Source organism: Streptomyces sp. DH37, from assembly GCF_029813835.1.
Classification (GTDB): domain Bacteria; phylum Actinomycetota; class Actinomycetes; order Streptomycetales; family Streptomycetaceae; genus Streptomyces.
Genome location: NZ_JARVKV010000018.1, coordinates 59,574 through 76,830 on the forward strand (window position 1 = coordinate 59,574; position 17,257 = coordinate 76,830).

The 17,257-nt window shown below is 73.8% G+C and carries 14 protein-coding genes and 1 pseudogene; 12 read left to right on the forward strand and 3 right to left on the reverse strand.

Annotated elements, in window-relative coordinates:
• Window positions 1-247: 247 nt before the first annotated feature.
• The 8 genes and pseudogenes from mshA to QC029_RS12300 form a co-directional block, all read left to right on the forward strand.
• Window positions 248-1,519 (forward strand): annotated as a pseudogene (gene mshA, locus QC029_RS12265) (D-inositol-3-phosphate glycosyltransferase); the annotation flags it as partial.
• Window positions 1,512-2,024: a YbjN domain-containing protein gene (locus QC029_RS12270; protein ID WP_279555632.1), complete on the forward strand. Its 513-nt coding sequence runs from the start codon at window positions 1,512-1,514 to the stop codon at window positions 2,022-2,024. The pseudogene mshA and the gene QC029_RS12270, both read left to right, overlap by 8 nt.
• Window positions 2,025-2,224: 200 nt before the next feature.
• Window positions 2,225-3,445: a substrate-binding domain-containing protein gene (locus QC029_RS12275; protein ID WP_279555633.1), complete on the forward strand. Its 1,221-nt coding sequence runs from the start codon at window positions 2,225-2,227 to the stop codon at window positions 3,443-3,445.
• 5 nt (window positions 3,446-3,450) lie between these two features.
• On the forward strand, window positions 3,451-4,206 hold the full coding sequence (locus QC029_RS12280; RefSeq protein WP_279555634.1) for an ABC transporter ATP-binding protein: 756 nt from the start codon (window positions 3,451-3,453) through the stop codon (window positions 4,204-4,206).
• Complete coding sequence (locus QC029_RS12285) at window positions 4,203-5,054, forward strand: ABC transporter ATP-binding protein (protein WP_279555635.1); 852 nt, start codon at window positions 4,203-4,205, stop codon at window positions 5,052-5,054. The genes QC029_RS12280 and QC029_RS12285 overlap by 4 nt, the downstream gene beginning before the upstream one ends.
• On the forward strand, window positions 5,051-5,923 hold the full coding sequence (locus QC029_RS12290) for a branched-chain amino acid ABC transporter permease (protein WP_279555636.1): 873 nt from the start codon (window positions 5,051-5,053) through the stop codon (window positions 5,921-5,923). Before QC029_RS12285 ends, QC029_RS12290 begins: the two co-directional genes overlap by 4 nt.
• Window positions 5,920-7,098 (forward strand): branched-chain amino acid ABC transporter permease, encoded by a 1,179-nt coding sequence (locus QC029_RS12295; RefSeq protein ID WP_279555637.1) that lies wholly within the window; start codon window positions 5,920-5,922, stop codon window positions 7,096-7,098. Before QC029_RS12290 ends, QC029_RS12295 begins: the two co-directional genes overlap by 4 nt.
• Window positions 7,095-8,021 (forward strand): alpha/beta fold hydrolase, encoded by a 927-nt coding sequence (locus QC029_RS12300; RefSeq protein WP_279555638.1) that lies wholly within the window; start codon window positions 7,095-7,097, stop codon window positions 8,019-8,021. Before QC029_RS12295 ends, QC029_RS12300 begins: the two co-directional genes overlap by 4 nt.
• Window positions 8,022-8,034: 13 nt before the next feature.
• Here QC029_RS12300 and QC029_RS12305 read toward each other — a convergent pair whose 3' ends face one another.
• Window positions 8,035-9,396, reverse strand: a complete 1,362-nt coding sequence (locus tag QC029_RS12305) for an MFS transporter (protein ID WP_279555661.1) — start codon at window positions 9,394-9,396, stop codon at window positions 8,035-8,037.
• A 231-nt stretch (window positions 9,397-9,627) separates the two neighbouring features.
• Between QC029_RS12305 and QC029_RS12310 the strand changes: the two genes are divergently transcribed.
• Window positions 9,628-10,386 carry a phosphoglyceromutase gene (locus QC029_RS12310; RefSeq protein ID WP_279555639.1) on the forward strand — a complete coding sequence of 253 codons (759 nt, stop codon included), beginning with the start codon at window positions 9,628-9,630 and terminating at the stop codon, window positions 10,384-10,386.
• 915 nt (window positions 10,387-11,301) lie between these two features.
• Window positions 11,302-12,543, forward strand: coding sequence for an extracellular solute-binding protein (locus tag QC029_RS12315; protein ID WP_279555640.1), 1,242 nt, complete (start codon window positions 11,302-11,304; stop codon window positions 12,541-12,543).
• Window positions 12,544-12,954: 411 nt separating this feature from the next.
• Here QC029_RS12315 and phoU read toward each other — a convergent pair whose 3' ends face one another.
• Complete coding sequence (gene phoU / locus QC029_RS12320; protein WP_279555641.1) at window positions 12,955-13,656, reverse strand: phosphate signaling complex protein PhoU; 702 nt, start codon at window positions 13,654-13,656, stop codon at window positions 12,955-12,957.
• Window positions 13,657-13,885: 229 nt separating this feature from the next.
• Here phoU and QC029_RS12325 point away from each other — a divergent pair, with 229 nt between their 5' ends.
• Window positions 13,886-15,373, forward strand: a complete 1,488-nt coding sequence (locus QC029_RS12325; RefSeq protein ID WP_279555642.1) for a cell wall metabolism sensor histidine kinase WalK — start codon at window positions 13,886-13,888, stop codon at window positions 15,371-15,373.
• The gene (locus QC029_RS12330; RefSeq protein ID WP_279555643.1) at window positions 15,370-16,050 is read left to right on the forward strand and encodes a response regulator transcription factor; all 681 of its coding nucleotides are present in this window, start codon (window positions 15,370-15,372) and stop codon (window positions 16,048-16,050) included. The genes QC029_RS12325 and QC029_RS12330 overlap by 4 nt, the downstream gene beginning before the upstream one ends.
• Window positions 16,051-16,180: 130 nt before the next feature.
• Here the strand turns inward: QC029_RS12330 and QC029_RS12335 are convergent, their stop codons facing one another.
• Entirely contained in the window at window positions 16,181-16,873 is a 693-nt protein-coding gene (locus QC029_RS12335; protein ID WP_279555644.1) for a DUF461 domain-containing protein, read from the reverse strand.
• Between the last annotated feature and the right edge of the window lie 384 nt (window positions 16,874-17,257).

Consider the following 17,257-nt stretch of genomic DNA (forward strand, 5'->3'; position numbering starts at 1 on the left):
GGCAGTCCGGCGCCCCGCTGTCCGGCCGACGGCGGAATCAGGACACGCGGGTGCCGCGGGGCGGGAGCCGCTTCCGCTCGCGGCGCCGGACAGGAGCAGTCACGATTTGGCAAAACGGGAAGGGAACCCGTCCGGCCGCTGGTTGCACCGGGGAGAGCGGACCGTCGCTCGGCGTCCCACTCCGGAGGAGGCAGCGCAGGTGAGCCCGCATTCCACCAGGCTCGGTCGGCGGCTACACCGGTTCACGCGACGGCCCCGCCGCGTGGCCATGCTCAGCGTGCACACCTCGCCGCTGCACCAGCCCGGCACCGGCGACGCCGGAGGCATGAACGTCTACATCGTCGAACTGGCCCGGCAGCTCGCCGCCCAGGGCATCGAGGTCGAGGTCTTCACCCGCGCGACCACCGGCATGCTCCCGCCCACCGTCGAGCTGGCCCCCGGCGTGCTGGTGCGGCACGTCGACGCCGGCCCCTACGAGGGGCTCGCCAAGGAGGACCTGCCCGCCCAGCTCTGCGCCTTCACCCACGGCGTGATGCGCGCCTGGGCCCGGCACCGGCCCGGCCACTACGACCTGGTCCACTCCCACTACTGGCTCTCCGGCCACGTCGGCTGGCTCGCCGCCGAACGCTGGGGCGTCCCCCTGGTGCACGCCATGCACACCATGGCCAAGGTCAAGAACGCCGCGCTCGCCGAGGGCGACACCCCCGAACCGGCCGCCCGCGTGATCGGCGAGACGCAGATCGTACGGGCCGCCGACCGGCTCATCGCCAACACCGCCGAGGAGGCGGGCGAACTCGTCCGCCACTACGACGCCGATCCCGCCCGCACGGCCGTCGTCCACCCCGGCGTCAACCTCGACCGCTTCCGCCCGGCCGACGGCCGCGCCGCCGCGCGCGCCCGCCTCGGACTGCCGCAGGACGCGTTCATCCCCCTGTTCGCCGGGCGGATACAGCCCCTCAAGGCCCCCGACGTCCTGCTGCACGCCACCCGCCTGCTGCTCGACGCCGACCCCTCCCTGCGCGAACGCCTCGTCGTCCCCGTCGTCGGCGGACCCAGCGGCAGCGGGCTCGCCAAGCCCGAGCAGCTCCAGAAGCTCGCCGCCCGCCTGGGCATCACCGACGTCGTGTGCTTCCGGCCGCCGGTCGGCCAGGAACTGCTCGCCGACTGGTACCGCGCGGCGAGCGTGCTGGTGATGCCGTCCCACAGTGAGTCCTTCGGCCTGGTGGCCGTGGAGGCCCAGGCGTGCGGCACCCCCGTCGTCGCCGCGGCCGTCGGCGGACTGCCGGTGGCGGTGCGCGACGGGGTCAGCGGCTTCCTGATCGACGGCCACGAACCGGCCGGCTACGCGCGGGCGCTGCGCCGCCTGATCGACGACCGCGCCCTCGCGGCCCGGATGGGCGAGGCCGCGGCCCGCCACGCGAGCGGCTTCGGCTGGGACACCACGGCCGCCGCCACCGCCGAGGTGTACGCCGAGGCGATGGCCGGACGGCGCCGTCACCTACGATCGGCCCATGGGTGACAACAACGGCAGCGACGTGAACACCAGGGCCAGGGCCGCGATCGAGCAGGCGCTGAACGACGCCGACCTGACGTGGGAGAGCCCGTCCGACGGCGGCTACGTCGTCACGCTGCCGGGCACCCGCAAGCTCTCCACCACCTGCTCGCTGATCGTCGGCAGGCACTCCCTGTCCGTCAACGCCTTCGTCGTCCGCCGCCCCGACGAGAACCACGCCGAGGTCCACCGCTGGCTGCTGGAGCGCAACACCCGCCTGTACGGGCTGGGGTACGCCCTCGACAGCCTCGGCGACGTCTACCTGGTGGGGAAGTTCCCGCTGGCCGCCGTCACCCCCGAGGAGGTGGACCGGCTGCTCGGCGTGGTCGTGGAGAACGCCGACGGGGCCTTCAACACCCTGCTGGAGATGGGCTTCGCCTCCTCGATCCGCAAGGAGTACGCCTGGCGGACCTCCCGCGGCGAGTCCACGCGCAACCTGGAGGCGTTCGGGCGCCTGCTGCGCGACGAGTGAGCGGGCGCGCCCCGCGACCGTAGGCGCACACGGCCCCGGTGTTCATGTGGCGGAAGCCCATGCCCCGGGGCCCGCCTGTGTGCGGCGCGGACATTGCCGGTACCCATGGGTGAGGCGGACGCTGCCAGGCGTCACCCCTGTGAGCCGGCCACCCGTCGGTGGCCCGTCCCGTACGCGACCCGCCGAGGAGCCCTCACGCCATGCGCAGACCCGCCATCACCCCCCTCGCCGCGGCAGCCGTGGCAGCCGCGCTCGCCGCCTCCTGCTCCAGTCCGGGCGCCACCGCCGCCGCCGGCGGCGAGGAGATCGAGGTCGCCCTGATCACCTCCACCAGCGGCCCGCTGGCCTCGTACGGCGAGCAGTACCTGAGGGGTTTCGAGGCCGGGCTCGACCACGTCACCGGCGGCACCGGGAAGATCGACGGCATCACGGTCAAGGTGAGCAGGTACGACGACGGCGGCGACCCCGCCAAGGGCGTCTCCCTCGCCAAGAGGAGCGCGGGCCAGGGCGTGCGGATCATCGCCGGCACGGCCGCCTCCGGCGTCGCCACCCAGATCGCGCCGGTCGCCGCCCAGAACAGGATCCTCTACATCTCCGGCCCCGCCGCCACCGACGCCCTCACCGGCGCCAACAAGTACACCTTCCGCTCCGGGCGCCAGACCTTCCAGGACGTGGCCACCGCCCAGCGGATCCTCGGGAAGCAGCAGGAGCAGCAGGAGGAGGACGGCGGCGGGAAGGGCGGCACGGGGCGGAAGGTCGTCGTCCTCGCCCAGGACAGCGCCTTCGGCCAGGCCAACGTCGCCGCCGTGGAGAGCGTGCTCGGCACCGACGGCACCACCGTCTCCTCCGTCCTCGCCCCGCCCAGCGCCACCGACCTCACCCCGACCGCCACCAAGGTCATGGCCGCGAAGCCCGACATGGTGTTCGTCGCCTGGGCCGGCGACACCGCCCAGTCCATGTGGACCACCCTCGACCAGCAGGGCGTGCTCGACGCCGCCACCGTCGTCACCGGACTCGACACCCGCGCCGGCTACCCCCTCTTCGGCAGGGCCCGCGGCAAGATCACCCTCTTCGCCCACTACGTGCCCGACGCCACGGACACCCCCGAGGCCGAGGCCGTCGAGGAGTACTTCGGGAAGAAGGGCTGGAAGACCGACCTGTTCACGCCCGACGGCTTCAACGCCGCGCAGATGGTCGCCCAGGCCGTCCGCGGGGCCGGCGCGGACGGCGACACCGACGCCATGGTGAAGGCCCTGGAGGGCCACACCTTCTCCGGCGTCAAGGGCGAGAACACCGTCCGCGCCGGCGACCACGCCCTCGTCCAGCCCATGTTCCAGGCGCGGTTCGAGGGCGACGCGCCGAAGGTGGCCCTCACCGTCGACGCCCGGGAAGTGGCCCCCGCCGAGAAGAAGATCGGCTGACGACGGTGACCCCTGTCCTCGAACTGAGCGGGCTGAGCTGGTCCGTCGGTGCGGTGACCATCGTCGACGGGATCGACCTCGCCGTCGGCGAGGGCGAGTTCGTCGCCGTCATCGGACCCAACGGCGCCGGCAAGACCTCCCTGTTCAACCTCGTCTCCGGCGTCACCCGCCCCACCGGCGGCGGCATCCGGCTGGACGGCGCCGACATCGGCTCCCTGCCGCCGCACCGCCGCGCCCGCCGCGGGGTGGGCCGCACCTTCCAGTCCTCCTCCGTCTTCCCGACCATGACCGTCGCCGGGCACGTCGCCCTGGCGGCGCACGCGGCGGGCGCGAAGCGGGTCGCCGAGGACGGGGAGGGCGTGCGGGCCGTACTGGAGCGCGTACGGCTCGGCCACCGCGCCGGCGACCTCGCCGCGGGCCTGTCCCACGGCGACAAGCGCAAGCTGGAGCTCGCCATGCTGCTGGCTCCCACCCTCGCCGCGGGGGACGCCGCCCGGAGCGGACCCCGGCTGATGCTGCTGGACGAGCCCATGGCGGGCGTCGCCGCCGAGGAGGTCGGCGAACTGACCGACGTCATCCGGACCCTCCACCGCACCGAGGGCCGCACCGTGCTGATGGTCGAGCACCACATGGACATCCTGCTCGGCCTCGCCGACCGGGTGGCCGTGATGCACCACGGCATGCTGCTGGCCGTCGGCACCCCGGACGCGGTGATGGCCGATCCGGCCGTCCAGGAGGCGTACGTGGGGGAGGAACTGTGAGCGCGGGCCCCGGACCGTCCCCCGTCCTCTCCGTGCGGGACCTGCGGGTGCGCATCGGCGGGTCCCGCATCCTCCAGGGCGTCGGCTTCGACGTGGCGCCCACCGGCACCACCGCCCTGCTGGGCCGCAACGGCGTCGGCAAGACCACCACCGTCCGCGCCGTACTGGGCCTGCTGCCCGGGGACGGCGAGATCACCGGCGGCACCGTCGTCCTCGACGGGCGGGACGTCACCGGCCACCGCACCCACACCGTGGTGCGGCGCGGCGTCGGCTACGTGCCCGAGGACCGCGGCGTGTTCGCCTCCCTCACCGTCGCCGAGAACCTCGCCCTCGCCGAACGCGGCGGCGGCCCCCACCACTACGGCCTGGTCCACGACCTCTTCCCCGAGCTGAAGGCCCGGCGCGGGCAGCGCGCCGGCACCCTCTCCGGCGGCCAGCAGCAGATGGTCGCCCTCGCCCGCGCCCTGCTCAACGACAACCGCCTGGTCATCGTCGACGAGCCGACCAAGGGGCTCGCGCCCCGCGTCGTCACCGAGGTCGCCGAGGTGCTCGAGCGCGCCGCCGAACGCGTGCCGCTGCTGCTCGTCGAGCAGAACCTGGCCGTCGTACGCCGCCTGGCGCGCGACGCGGTGGTGCTGGACGCGGGCCGCACCGTCCACACCGGCGACGCGGCCGAACTCCTCGCCGACCGCGAGCGCACCACGAGCCTGCTCGGCGTCGGCCGCCACGAGCGGGACGGCCGCCACGGTCAGGTCGGTCAGCCCGGTCAGCCCGGCCGGTCCGGTCAGCCCGGCCGGTCCGGTCAGCCCGGCCGGTCCGGGCTCGCGACCCAGGAGGCCACCCCATGAGCACGCTGGTCCTGCTCACCCTCACCGGACTGGGCCTGGGCGCCCTGTACTTCCTCATCGCCTCCGGCCTGGCCCTGATCTTCGGCCTGATGGACGTCCTCAACTTCGCCCACGGCGCCTTCCTCACCGTCTCGGCGTACGCGGCCTGGCGCACGGCCGAGACGGTCGGCGGCACGGGCGGGCTGGCGCTCGCCGCGCTGGTCGGCACCGCCACCGGCGCGCTGCTGGCGGTCGTCGTCGAACTCGTCCTCATCCGCAGGCTCTACGGGCGCCCCCGGGAGCAGATCCTGGTCACCGTCGGCCTCTCCCTGGCGATCCCCGCGCTCGTCCAGGCCGTCTGGGGCGCGGACTCCCGCCCCTTCCCCGTCCCCGCCGCGCTCTCCGGCACCGTCGGGGTGCTGGGCGCGCAGGTGCCGGTCAGCCGCTTCGTGCTGATCGTGGTGGCCGCCCTGGTGCTGGCGGGCGTGACGCTGTTCCTCTCCCGCACCCGCTACGGGCTGATCGTGCGGGCCGGAGTGGAGGACCGGGCGATGGTCACCGCGCTGGGCATCGACGTCACCCGCGCCTTCACCCTCGTCTTCGCCATCGGCGGCGCGCTCGCCGGCCTCGCGGGCGTGCTCGGCGGGCTCTACTTCGGCTCGCTCTCCCCGCACCAGGGCACCTCGCTGTTGGTGTTCGCCTTCGTCGTGGTGGTCATCGGCGGCATGGGCTCCATCCCCGGCGTGGCGCTCTCCGCGCTCGCCGTCGGCCTGGTGCAGCAGTACGCCAACTACTACGTCGACGGCTACGGCGACTTCGCCGTCGTCGTGCTGCTCGCGGCCGTCGTCCTCGCCCGCCCCGCCCCCCGACTCGCAGGAGGAGTCGCATGACGGCCTCCCCGGCCTCCCCGGCCCCCCGGGTCTCCCCTGCCGGCGCCCCGGCCCCCGCGGCCCCGCCGGCCCCCGCGCCCGACCGGCCCGCGCCCGCCGCCGGACCCGCCGCCCGGCCCGCCCGCCGGCGGCGGGGACCGCTCGCCCCGGCCGCCGTGCTGGTCGTCCTGGCCCTGCTGCCGTACTCCGCGCTGGAGATCCCGGTCCTGCTGGACGGCCCGGTCAACTCGCCCGGCTCGCTCCAGCTCCTCGCCCTGTGCCTGGTGTTCGGCGGCCTCGCCCTCGGCTACGACCTGATGTTCGGCCGCACCGGCCTGCTCTCCTTCGGCCACGCCCTCTACGTCGCCGGCGGCGCGTACGGCACCCAGCTCGCCATGACCGAGCTGGGCCTGGGCCTCTTCCCCGCGGTCGGACTGGCCCTGGCCGGCGGTGCGGTCGCCGCCGTGGTCCTGGGCGCGGTCTCGCTGCGCGGTCTCGCGCTGGGCGGCATCGGCTTCGCCATGGTCACCCTCGCCTTCGCCCAGGCCGGCTCGATCTGGGTGCAGCGCAACCCGGGCGGCCTGACGGGCGGCGAGGAGGGCCTGCCGCTGCACACCGGCGGGGTGCCCGCCGCGCTGGTCGGCGTGCAGAACACCGTCAACGTCTACTGGCTGGCCCTGGCCTACCTGGCGCTGACGGCCGCGGTGGTGTGGACGGCCGTCTCCCGGCCGGTCGGCAGGGTCTGGCAGGGCATCCGCGACAACGAGCAGCGCGTCGCGGTCCTGGGCCACGACCCGTTCCGCCACAAGCTCGGCGTCTTCGTCCTGGCCTCGGCGCTCGGCGTCCTGGGCGGCGCGCTGCACCTGCTGGTCACGGCGGGCGCGACCCCGCACTCCAGCACCCCGCAGTTCACGCTCACCCTGCTGGTGATGGTCGTCCTGGGCGGCAGCGGCACCCGCTGGGGCCCGGTGATCGGCGGCGTGCTGTTCACCTTCCTCGACCAGCGGCTGGCGGTGCTGGCGGGTTCCGACCTGGTGCACGGGCTGCCGGGGATCCTGCGCGCGCCGCTGTCCGAGCCGATGGTGGTCCTCGGCGCGCTGTTCGTGATCGCGGTGTACGCGGCGCCGGGCGGCGTCGCGTCGGTGCGGCGGCCGGTGTGGCGGCCGGTGCGGCGGAAGGGGGAGGGAACCCGATGACGACGACGGGACGCGCGCGGCGCGCGGTGCGGGAGACCACGGTCCCGGTGCGCGGAGGCGGGCTGGCCGTCTCCGAGTGGCCGGGCGCCGGGGAGCCGGTGGTGGCCCTGCACGGGATCACCGCCAACGGCCGCTCCTTCGCCGCCCTGGCCGCCGCCCTGGCCGACGCCCCGGGCGAGGGCACCCCGCTGCTCGCCCCCGACCTGCGGGGCCGGGCGGGCAGCGCCGGGCTTCCGGGCCCGTACGGGCTCGCCGCCCACGCCGAGGACGTCATCGCCCTCCTGGACCACCTGGGCCGGGAGCGGACGGTGCTGGTCGGCCACTCCATGGGCGCCTTCGTCGCCGCGCTGACGGCCGCCCGCCACCCGGACCGGATCGCGGGCGTGGTGCTGGTGGACGGCGGGGTGGGCTTCCCCGCCCCCGAGGGCGCGGACCCCCGCGGCATCGACGCGCTGCTGGAGGCCGTGATCGGCCCGGCGATGCGGCGCCTGTCGATGACCTTCCCCGACCGGGAGGCGTACCGCGCGTTCTTCCGCGGGCACCCGGCCCTGGGCCCGCACTGGAACGAGGACGTCCAGGCGTACGTCGACCGCGACCTGGTGGGGGAGGAGCCGGAACTGCGCAGCAGCTGCGTGCCGGAGGCGGTACGGGCCGACGGGGCGGACGTCCTGGCCGACCCCGAGACCCTCGCGGCGGCGCGGACCGCCGCCTCGGCCGGGGTGCCCGTCACCCTGCTGTGGGCCGAGCGCGGCATGCTGGACGAGCCGCGGGGGCTGTACGACGAGGACCGCCTCGCGGCGGCCGGCCTCGGCGCCGGCGTGACCGTGCGGCGCGTACCCGGCGTCAACCACTACTCGATCCTGTTCGCCCCCGGCGCGACGGCGGCGATCCGCGCGGCGCTGGAGACCGTACGGGCCGCCTGACACCGCCGGGCCCTCACCCCGCCGCCCGCGCGGGGGACGCCGCGGCCTCCGGGCCCGCCTCCGGATCCGTCACCGGAACCGCCTCCGGATCCGTCACCGGGCTCGCCTTCGGACCCGTCACCGGGCCCGCCGCCGGAGCGCCGTCCCCGCCGTCCTCCCGCGCGGCGGTGCGCCGCATCAGCACCCCGTACCCCAGCGCCGCCACCGTGCCGACCCCCGCCGTGAGCGCCCACAGCACCGCCGATCCCCAGTGGTCGAGCACCGCCCCGCCCGCCAGCGGCGCGACCAGCGCGGCGACCGACCAGGACAGGGTGTGCATCCCCTGGTACCGGCCCCGCCCGTGGGCCGGCGACAGCCGCGCCACCAGGCCCATCTGGACGGGGGAGTTGAGGATCTCGCCGAGCGTCCAGACGCAGATGGCCAGCACGTACATGCCCACCGACCCGGCGAAGGCCGTCAGCCCGAAGCCGTAGCCGGCCAGCAGCGAGGAGAGGACCAGCAGCCGCGCCGGGTCGCGGTGCTCGATCAGCCGGGTGACGGGGATCTGGAGGACGACGATCAGCAGGCCGTTCACCGCGATGGCCAGCCCGTAGTCGGAGCTGCTCAGGCCCTTGGCCGCCATGTCCACGGGCAGGGCGACATAGGCCTGCATGAACAGGGTCGCCACCAGGAAGCCCAGCCCGACCACGGCCATGAACGGCCCGTCCCGCAGCACGGTCCCCATCGACACCCGCGGCCCGTCCGCCACGGCCCCCCGCGCCGTCCGCACCGGCCCTCCCCCCGGCCGGGACTCGGGCAGCTTCACGAAGACCAGCACGGCGCACACCAGCGTCAGCGCCGCCTCGCCCAGGAAGAGCAGCAGGTAGCCGTGCTCGGCGATCAGCCCCGCGGCGGAGGCCGAGACGGCGAAGCCCAGGTTGATGGCCCAGTAGTTGAGCGAGAACGCCCGCACGCGGTCCTTCGGCGCCACGATGTCCGCGATCATCGCCTGCACCGCCGGACGCGACCCGTTGCTGGCCATGCCGACGGCGAAGGCGACGGCGGCGATGGCCGCCGGATGCTCCACGAAGCCGAGCAGCGCCACCGAGAACGCCGTGCCGAGCTGCGAGACCAGCAGCGTGGGCCGCCGCCCCAGCCGGTCGGTCAGCACCCCGGCCCCGACGGAGGAGACCACCCCGCCCAGCCCGTGCAGCGCGGCGACGAGCCCGGCGTACGTCGCCGAGTAGCCGCGGTCGACGGTCAGGTACATCGCCAGGAAGGTCGCGACGAAGGCGCCGAGCCGGTTGACCAGGGTGCTGGTCCACAGCCACCAGAACGTCCGGGGAAGCCCCGAGACGCTCTCCACGGCTGCGCGTCTGAGACCGTCTGCGGACAGGGACACGGTGGGCCTCCCGGCGTTGTCGGAGCATCGATGTCGGAGCACCGATGCGGCACCTTCCGTAAGAGGCGCCGAGCTGCTCCGCACCTTACGAAAACCCCGTCCCGCCCCACCACTCGATTGACGCCCGCCGTCAAACGACGGCGCCCCCGCACCCCTTACCGGCGGGTAGTCTCGCCAGTCGGCCGTGCCGTACGGGGCTCCGGGCGGTCGATTAGGCTCGGGTCCATGGCCGACGCACCGTACAAGCTGATCCTCCTCCGCCACGGCGAGAGCGAGTGGAACGCGAAGAACCTGTTCACCGGCTGGGTGGACGTCAACCTGACCGAGAAGGGCGAGAAGGAGGCGGCCCGCGGCGGTGAGCTGCTGAAGGACGCCGGCCTGCTCCCCGACGTCGTGCACACCTCCGTCCAGAAGCGCGCCATCCGCACCGCGCAGCTCGCGCTGGAGGCCGCCGACCGCCTCTGGATCCCGGTCCGCCGCTCCTGGCGCCTCAACGAGCGCCACTACGGCGCGCTCCAGGGCAAGAACAAGGCGCAGATCCGCGACGAGTTCGGCGAAGAGCAGTTCATGCAGTGGCGCCGCTCCTACGACGTCCCGCCGCCGGTCCTGGAGGACGGCGCCGAGTGGTCGCAGAGCGACGACCCGCGCTACGCGATGATCCCCAGCGAGCTGCGTCCGCGCACCGAGTGCCTCAAGGACGTGGTGATCCGGATGATGCCGTACTGGTACGACGCGATCGTCCCGGACCTGCTCACCGGCCGCACCGTCCTGGTCGCCGCGCACGGCAACAGCCTCCGCGCGCTGGTCAAGCACCTCGACGGCGTCTCGGACACCGACATCGCGGGCCTGAACATCCCCACCGGCATCCCGCTCTCCTACGACCTGGACGCCGACTTCCGCCCCACCAACCCGGGCGGCACCTACCTCGACCCGGAGGCGGCGAAGGCCGCCATCGAGGCCGTGAAGAACCAGGGCAAGAAGTAGCCGTACGGCACGAACGAGCCCCCTGCCGGCGGTCCTCCCGCCGGCAGGGGGCTCCGTGTCGTCTACGGGCCGATCGGCCCCGCGGTCGGCGCCGATCGCGGACCCCGCCGCTCCGGTAGGTCCCGCGAGGGTCGCGGTCCTCACGGGCTCCCGGGAAACACCGATGCCACGCGGTGGAACCACCACGTGGCATCGGTGCCCGTCACACGAGTGAACCTACGGGGCGGGCTCCCTGCGCCGGCATTGTCCGGATCAGGTGGTGGAGGTCGCCTTCCGGTCTCTCGACCTTCCGGCCTCTCAGCCCGACCGTCGACGTCGGCCCCAGCGGAAGCCGAAGCTTTCCGCCCGAGTCGGCTACTCCGGTCGAACTCCCTCGCTCGTCCCGTAGGCCCAATACCACAGTAACACTCCCAGACGGGGATGAAAGGTGCGGGAGCGAGATTTTTCGCCTGTTCGTCCCGGAGCGGATGGCCGGGACCGTGGGCGGGGCGTCGGCTGCGTGCCGGTGCCGGTGCCGGTGCCGGTGCTGGGCCGGTGCCGCCGGGGAGTGGGCTTCCGTGGAGGCGGGCGCCGCGTCCGGCCGCGGTCCGGGGGCGGCCGGACGCGTTCGGACCGCATGCGGGAGGCCGAGGTCTGTTGTGACGTTTCACACCCCTCCGTCCGCATGTCTGGGCACTCGGACTCGTTTGGATATCGGTCCGCACCGGAGGGTGGTAGCGCCGCGGACTGAGCGTTACTTTTCAGCCACCCTGCGGTGGCTTCCCGAGGGTGCCGCGCGCCGGCTTCCCGATCGGCTTTCCGGTGCGGCCCCCGGTGAACGGCCATGCAGGAGCGGTACCGGTTAAGTAAGGGGTGGCGAGAGTGCGGAGAAGACGGTTCCTGGGCCTGGCTTCGGGGGTGGCCGGATCTGTCGCATTGACGGCGGCCGGGTGCGGCAGCGGCGGGAGCGGGGCGTCCCGCATCGAGGGCGTCACCCTGAGGATGGTCGCGTCGGACTACGGGGACCTGGAGGGGAACGACCTCACCCAGGACTACTGGGACGAGGTGGTCGCCTCCTTCCGGAAGGAGAACCCCGGCATCGATGTGGAGGTCTCCGTCCACGCTCCGGGCAAGGCCGAGCAGAAGGTCGCCGAGCTGATCGGCAACGGGCGGGCCCCCGACCTCGCGCAGATCGGCTCCTTCGCCGACCACGCGGCCGCCGGACGGCTCTACCGGGCCGAGGAGGTGCTCTCCATCCCCGTGCAGGCCGACTTCGTCCCCGCGCTCAGCACCGCGGGCGAGCTGCGCCGCGTGCGGTACGCGATGCCGTTCACCGCCAACCTCCAGCTCCTCTTCTACAACCGGCGGCTCTTCGCCGAGGCGGGCCTGGACCCGGAGGAGCCGCCGCGCAGCTGGGAGGAGCTGAAGCAGGCCGCCATCGCGCTCCGGGCCACCGGCGTCGACGTGCCCTACGGGCTGCCGCTGGGCAGCGAGGAGGCGCCCACCGAGGCCATGACCTGGATGCTGGGCAACGGCGGCGGCTACGTCGGCGACGGCGGCATGTACGCCCTCAACGCGCCCGCCAACGTCCAGGCCATGGGCTGGCTCCGCGACGAGCTCGTCGACCGGGGCCTGACCACGGTCAACCCCGCCGTCACCAACCGCCAGGGGCTGTTCAACCTGTTCACCGGCGGGCACGTCGGGATGCTCAACGGCGACCTGTCGCTGACGCGGCAGGCCGACCGCAAGAAGACCGACTACGGCACGGCGCCGCTGCCCGGCCGCGACGGGCCCTCGGACACCACCACGGGTTCGGCGAGCTGGATGCTCGCCTTCCGCCGGGAGGGCAACCGCGACGCGGTCGCCGCGTTCCTCGCCCACGTCTACCGGGTGGAGAACCAGTTCGCGTTCGCCCACCGCTACCACACGCTGCCGGTCACGGTCTCCGCCTCGGACCAGATGCGGAGCGACCGGCGGCACGCGCGGATGCGGCCCTTCCTGGACCAGCTCGGGGCGGCGGAGTTCTTCCCGTCGAACAAGGTGTCCTGGGGCAGGGTCAGCCGCGAGATCGGGCTGTACGTGGGCCAGGCGGTGCTGGCCGACGGCGATCCCGCCGCGGTGCTCGGCACCCTCCAGCGCACGGCGGAGAAGGAGGAGGAGGCCGCCAGGGAGCTGTGACGGGGGAACGTGGCGCGGGGCCCGGCCGGTGGTCCGGCCGGGCCCCGCGGCGGCACGCGCGCGTGCCGTGTGCGTTCCGGTGGCTCAGCAGCTCCCGCCGCACCGGCAGGATCCGCCGGACTGGCATCCGCACGAGCACCCCGATCCGCAGCCGCACGCCCCCAGTACGGGCAGCGAGGGCCGTTCGTCCGAGCGCCCGGCCGCCGTGGGTGGAGTCGGGAAGTCCGCCATGAGTTCCTCCTCCGCATCGTGCCGGCTGTCACCGGCTCGTCTCGCCACCCATTGACGTCCTCCGCCGCCGAGCGCGTCAACGGCGCGCGGGGGCACCCACCGCGTGTTCGCGGGCCCGGGGCGCACCGGCCGGGGCCGGCGGCGCTCCGCGCCCCCGTGGCCGCGCGGTGCCGTACGGCGTCACGCGCCCTCGGCCGGCGCGCCCTCCACGGCGGCCGCGGCGGCGGCCGGGTCGACCTCGTCCGCGTAGTCGCCGGTGACCAGGTAGACGACGCGGCGGGCGACCGAGACCGCGTGGTCGGCGAAGCGCTCGTAGTAGCGGCCGAGCAGGGTGACGTCGACGGCCGTCTCGATGCCGTGCTTCCAGCGGTCGTCCATCAGGTGCTGGAAGAGGGTGCGGTGGAGGAGGTCCATCGCGTCGTCGTCCTGCTCCAGCTGGAGCGCCAGGTCGACGTCCTTGGTGATCAGGATCTCGCCCGTCTTCGCCATCAGGCGCTGCGCGAGCTGGCCCATCTCCAGGATGGTCGCGTGCAGGTCGCGCGGCACCGCGGAGTCGGGGTAGCGCAGCCGGGCCACCTTGGCGACGTGCTGCGCCAGGTCGCCGGAGCGCTCCAGGTCGGCGCTCATCCGCAGCGAGGTGACGACGATCCGCAGGTCGGTGGCGACCGGCTGCTGCCGGGCCAGCAGGTTTATGGCCTTGGTCTCCAGGTCGCGCTGGAGGGTGTCCACCTTCTCGTCCGCTGCGATCACGCTCTCGGCGAGATTGAGGTCCGCGTCCAGCATCGCCGTGGTGGCGCGGCCGATCGCGGAGCCGACGAGTCGGGCCATCTCGACCAGACTGTCGCCGATCGAGTCCAGCTCCTCGTGGTACGCGTCCCGCATGACTTTCCTTCCCCTCGCATGACGTGACCGTAGGGACCGCGGGCCTCCCGCGAAGAGTGCGCGCGGGCCCCGGTTCTCCCCTACGCTCCCACGTTCTGTCCGAAACACGTCCTGTTCCGCCCGACCAAGTGAACCGGCACCGACACCGACGTGAACTCTCGGAGACGTCTGTTCGAGCAGGTGCCCGAACGGCTGGGGCGGCCTTCCGGAAGCCGCATAACCTGGACGCATGGACGTGAACGCGGCGGTCGCCGCAGCGGCAGCGATCGCCGGGGTGTGCACCGGCGTGTTCGCCATGCTCGCGTTCCGCTGGAGTGAGCGCGAGCAGACCCGCCCCACCCGGAGCTCGCTGCACACCGAGGCCGCGCTGCCCCCCGGCGTGGACACCGTGCTCTCCGTGCTCCGGTCCTCCGCCGTCGTCCTCGACGAGGCCGACGCCGTCGTCAAGGCCAGCTCGGCCGCGTACGCCCTCGGGCTGGTGCGCGGCGGCAGGCTCGCGGTGGAACCGATGCTCCAGATGGCCCGCGACACCCGCCGGGACGGTGAGATCCGCCAGGTCGAGCTGGACCTGCCGCGGCGCGGCACCGGGCGCGGCGACGCGCTGGCCGTCTCCGCGCGGGTCGCCCCCCTGGGGTCGCGGCTGGTGCTGCTGCTGGTCGAGGACCTGACCGAGGCCCGCCGCATCGAGGCGGTGCGCCGCGACTTCGTGGCGAACGTCAGCCATGAGCTGAAGACCCCGGTCGGCGCGCTGTCGCTGCTGTCGGAGGCCGTGATGGACGCCTCCGACGACCCCGAGGCGGTGGAGCGCTTCGCCGGCCGGATGCAGACCGAGGCGACCCGGCTCACCAACCTGGTCCAGGAGCTGATCGACCTCTCCCGGGTGCAGAACGACAACCCGCTGGAGGACTCCGAGCCGGTACGGGTGGACGAGCTGGTGGCCGAGGCCATCGACCGCTGCCGCCAGGCGGCGGGCGCCAAGCAGATCACCATGGCCACGGGCGGCACCGCCGACCTCCACGTGTGGGGCAACCGCGGCCAGCTCGCCGCGGCGCTGGGCAACCTGGTGGAGAACGCCGTGAACTACTCCCCGGCCCGCACCCGCGTGGGCATCTCCGGGCGCCGGGTCGCGGCCTCGGGCGGGGACATGATCGAGATCGCGGTGACCGACCAGGGCATCGGCATCTCGGACAAGGACAAGGACCGGATCTTCGAGCGGTTCTACCGCGTCGACCCGGCCCGCTCCCGGGCCACCGGCGGCACCGGTCTGGGCCTGGCGATCGTCAAGCACGTGGCCGCCTCGCACGGCGGGGAGGTCACCGTCTGGAGCGCGGAGGGCCAGGGCTCCACCTTCACCCTGCGCCTGCCGGAGGCCGCCAGCGCGCGCGAGCGCGCCGAGGCCGCGCGGCTGGAGAGGGCCCGGCTCAGCGGCGCGCTGCGCGAGCCGTCGGCCTTCGAGGACGACGAGGACGACGAGAACTCCGAGGACGCCGAAGACGGAGACGCCTCCTACGGCGTGGACGGAGACGGCCTGGACGACGCCGACTGCCTGGACGCGGACGACGCGTACGGCGCCGACGGTACCGAAGACGTTCCCGTGCCCCCGTACGGGACCGTCCGCAGGACCCCCACACCCCGCGACCGTCCTCGCGGGACCCACCGAGCCCCCCACGACTCCAACGATCGCCACACTGATCCCGCCCCGGAGGTCCTCCCGTGACCCGAGTGCTCGTCGTCGAGGACGAGGAATCGTTCAGCGACGCACTGTCGTACATGCTGCGCAAGGAAGGTTTCGAGGTGGCCGTCGCGGCCACGGGCCCGGACGGGCTGGACGAGTTCGAGCGCAACGGCGCCGACCTGGTGCTGCTCGACCTGATGCTGCCGGGGCTGCCCGGTACCGAGGTGTGCCGCCAGCTCCGCGGCCGCTCGAACGTGCCGGTCATCATGGTGACCGCCAAGGACAGCGAGATCGACAAGGTCGTCGGCCTGGAGATAGGCGCCGACGACTACGTGACCAAGCCCTTCTCCTCCCGCGAGCTGGTGGCCCGCATCCGGGCCGTGCTGCGGCGGCGCGGCGAGCCGGAGGAGGCCGCTCCGCAGGCCCTGGAGGCCGGACCGGTGCGGATGGACGTGGACCGGCACGTGGTGACGGTCTCCGGCGCCAAGGTCGACCTGCCGCTGAAGGAGTTCGACCTGCTGGAGATGCTGCTGCGCAACGCCGGGCGCGTACTGACCCGCATGCAGCTCATCGACCGGGTCTGGGGCGCGGACTACGTCGGCGACACCAAGACCCTGGACGTGCACGTCAAGCGGCTGCGCGCCAAGATCGAACCGGACCCGAGCGCGCCCCGCTACCTGGTGACGGTGCGAGGGCTGGGCTACAAGTTCGAGCCGTGACGGCACCGCGCCGCACCCGGGATCCGGTGCGGCGGCGGCGCCGGGACGGCGTCGACACGGGTGGGGGCCGCCCCCCGATCAGGGGCGGCCCCCACCCGTGCTGTGTACGGAAGGCGTCCGCGCGGACGGGTCACCGGCCCCCGTCGTCCTGGGTGCCGCCGTCCTCCTGGGACTCCCCGATGTCGCCCTGGGTCTCGTCGTCACCGCTGTCGTTGGCGCCCGGGTCCTCGGCCGGCGGGTCGTCCTCCTCGGCGGGCTCCTCGGTCGGGGTCGGGGAGGCGCCCGGGTCGGGCAGCGTGGACTCCGTCGGGGCGGGGGCGCCGCTGGGGCCGAAGTCCTTCCAGGTGCCGGCCGCCGGGACGACGGTGGCGCGCAGCTCCACCTGACCGGTCGAGCTGAGGTCGAAGACCAGCGGCTGGGCCTCGCCGTTCTGGATGCCGGCCTGCTCGGGGTCCTCGATGATCGCGGAGGCGTTGCCCTCTCCGCCGAGGATCAGGGAGCCGCCCGCCGGGACGGTCATGTCCTGCTGCCCCTCGGGAGGGCTCAGCTCCACCCGCTGCCCGTCCACCGTGATGGACTCCAGGGTCTCGTCCTCGGAGCCCTCGTTGAAGATGCGCGCCGAGACGGAGGCGGGGCCGGAGTCGTCCTCGGGGGTGATGACGTTGACGTTCTGGATCTTGATGTCGTCGACCTGGGCCGAGGCGTTGTCGGGGGCGATGTTCAGGCTCTGCGCGTTCGGCCCGGCCCCGCAGGCGGTCAGGGAGGCGATCGAGAGCGCGAGAGTGCTGGCGGCGAGGGCGCCGCGTCGAAGGCTGCTGCTCACGGCGGCGGCAACTCCTAGCGGGATGGGTGGGTCTGTCGGCGGGCTCAGCGTACCGACCCCGTGAAACGCGTCCGCACCCGACCCGCCCCACACGCCTCCCGACCTGTGCCGCGCGCGGCCGCGCGCACGGGAGCCGCGAGGGCGGGCGGGGGTGTGCGGAGGCGGCCCGCGGAATATCAACTGCACGTCCGTACGAACGATTACGCGCATTCCGCGGAAGTCCCGGGAAGGGAGCGGGAAGGGCGCCGCGAAGGTTCACCGGAAATCGCCCCCGGAGGCCGTTCGCCCGTCCGCTGATCAATTCGGTTCAGACCGTTCGGCCGGATCGATGATTCCGACAAAACGGACGTACGGGTGTTTCGGTCAAGCTCTGCGGAGCGCTTC

Bases quoted from the DNA above. Each gene is read 5' to 3' on its own strand.
- QC029_RS12270 (WP_279555632.1), top strand. From the start codon at position 1,512: ATGGGTGACAACAACGGCAGCGACGTGAACACCAGGGCCAGGGCCGCG.
- QC029_RS12275 (WP_279555633.1), top strand. From the start codon at position 2,225: ATGCGCAGACCCGCCATCACCCCCCTCGCCGCGGCAGCCGTGGCAGCC.
- QC029_RS12290 (WP_279555636.1), top strand. From the start codon at position 5,051: ATGAGCACGCTGGTCCTGCTCACCCTCACCGGACTGGGCCTGGGCGCC.
- QC029_RS12295 (WP_279555637.1), top strand. From the start codon at position 5,920: ATGACGGCCTCCCCGGCCTCCCCGGCCCCCCGGGTCTCCCCTGCCGGC.
- QC029_RS12300 (WP_279555638.1), top strand. From the start codon at position 7,095: ATGACGACGACGGGACGCGCGCGGCGCGCGGTGCGGGAGACCACGGTC.
- QC029_RS12310 (WP_279555639.1), top strand. From the start codon at position 9,628: ATGGCCGACGCACCGTACAAGCTGATCCTCCTCCGCCACGGCGAGAGC.
- phoU (WP_279555641.1), bottom strand. From the start codon at position 13,656: ATGCGGGACGCGTACCACGAGGAGCTGGACTCGATCGGCGACAGTCTG.
- QC029_RS12325 (WP_279555642.1), top strand. From the start codon at position 13,886: ATGGACGTGAACGCGGCGGTCGCCGCAGCGGCAGCGATCGCCGGGGTG.